This window comes from Streptomyces sp. TRM64462 (genome assembly GCF_013362995.1).
In the GTDB taxonomy this organism is placed as follows: domain Bacteria; phylum Actinomycetota; class Actinomycetes; order Streptomycetales; family Streptomycetaceae; genus Streptomyces.
In genome coordinates this window covers 1-1,779 of sequence record NZ_JABWDV010000291.1, presented here as the reverse complement: position 1 = coordinate 1,779, position 1,779 = coordinate 1, and the positions used below count along the sequence as shown (strand labels likewise).

General features: G+C 71.6%; 2 protein-coding genes. Both read left to right on the top strand.

The features are described 5' to 3' along the window. On the top strand, positions 1 to 928 hold a 928-nt coding region (sucB, locus tag HTZ82_RS13585; RefSeq protein WP_175409614.1), incomplete at its 5' end, for a 2-oxoglutarate dehydrogenase, E2 component, dihydrolipoamide succinyltransferase. Positions 929 to 1,060: 132 nt separating this feature from the next. Continuing rightward, entirely contained in the window at positions 1,061 to 1,690 is a 630-nt protein-coding gene (locus tag HTZ82_RS13580; protein ID WP_175409613.1) for a GntR family transcriptional regulator, read from the top strand. Positions 1,691 to 1,779 lie beyond the last annotated feature (89 nt).

Genomic DNA, 1,779 nt, shown 5'->3' with positions numbered 1-1,779 from the left:
GTACGTGACCCCGCTGGTCCGCAAGCTCGCCGCCGAGCACGGTGTCGACCTCGCGGACGTCAAGGGCACGGGCGTCGGTGGCCGTATCCGCAAGCAGGACGTCATCGCCGCCGCCGAGGCCGCGAAGGCCGCCGCCGCTGCCCCGGCCCCGGCCGCCGCCGCTGCCGCGCCCGCCGCCAAGGCCCCGGCCCTGGAGGTCTCCCCGCTGCGCGGCCAGACGGTCAAGATGACCCGCATGCGCAAGGTCATCGGCGACAACATGATGAAGGCGCTGCACGGCCAGGCCCAGCTGTCCTCGGTCGTCGAGGTCGACATCACCAAGCTGATGCAGCTCCGCGGCCGCGCCAAGGACGCGTTCGCGGCCCGCGAGGGCGTCAAGCTCTCCCCGATGCCGTTCTTCGTCAAGGCCGCCGCCCAGGCGCTGAAGGCCCACCCGGTCATCAACGCCCGGATCAACGAGGACGAGGGCACCATCACGTACTTCGACTCGGAGAACATCGGCATCGCCGTGGACTCCGAGAAGGGTCTGATGACGCCGGTCATCAAGGGCGCGGGCGACCTGAACATCGCGGGTATCGCCAAGGCCACCGCCGAGCTGGCGGGCAAGGTCCGCGGCAACAAGATCACCCCGGACGAGCTCGCGGGCGCGACCTTCACGATCAGCAACACCGGCTCGCGCGGTGCGCTGTTCGACACGATCATCGTTCCGCCGAACCAGGTCGCCATCCTGGGCATCGGCGCCACGGTGAAGCGCCCGGCCGTCATCGAGACCCCCGACGGCGGCACCGCCATCGGCGTCCGCGACATGACGTACCTGACGCTGTCCTACGACCACCGCCTGGTGGACGGTGCCGACGCGGCCCGCTACCTGACGGCGGTCAAGGCGATCCTGGAGGCCGGCGAGTTCGAGGTCGACCTCGGCCTGTGAGCCCGACGGGCTGACCGTACGCTCAACACGGCGCCCCCGCCCGGCAGTTGCCGGTGCGGGGGCGCCGTCGTGTCGCCCTCCGCACCGGAGCGGAATAATGGCGCCACCGGCATCAGTGAAGGAGCCCCCTCCATGACCACCCCGCCCCCCGTCGTGCACTCGCTGCGCGAGCAGATCCGCGAGCACATCGTGGAGGGGATCGTCAGCGGCCGCTGGAAGCCGGGCGAGCGGATCGTGGAGCGCCGTATCGCGACGGAGCTGCAGGTCAGCCAGACACCGGTACGGGAGGCCCTGCGGGAGCTGGAGTCGCTGCGGCTGATCGAGTCGGCCCCGAACAAGGGCGTACGGGTGCGGAACCTGACGGCGGCTGACCTGGAGGAGAGCTACCCGGTGCGGGCCGGCCTGGAGCAGATCGCCGCCGAGCTGGCGGCGGAACGGCTGGCGGACGACTGCTCGGCGCTCGAACCGCACGTCGCGGCGCTGTACGAGGCGGACGCGCACGGCGACGGGACGGCGCAGGTCCGGCACACGGTGGCGTTCCACCGTGAGCTGGTGAGGGCGGCCGGCAACGCCGTGCTCCTGCACACCTGGGAGGGCCTCGGCATCGAGGTGTTCACGGCGCTGTCGATCCGCTGGCTCGGGACGGTGCAGAAGGAGTACGCGCAGGAGCACCAGGAGCTGGTGGAGGCGTTCCGCCGCCGCGACCCGGCCATCGGCACCCTCGTCAAGGCCCACGTCCTGGGCTGCGCGCCCCGCGCTTGATTTTTCCCCACCCCGCCCCTTCCCGTAACTGGGGGCTCCGCCCCCAGACCCCCGTTCGCGCCTGTGGGGGTACCCCCTGCTCGAAGAGC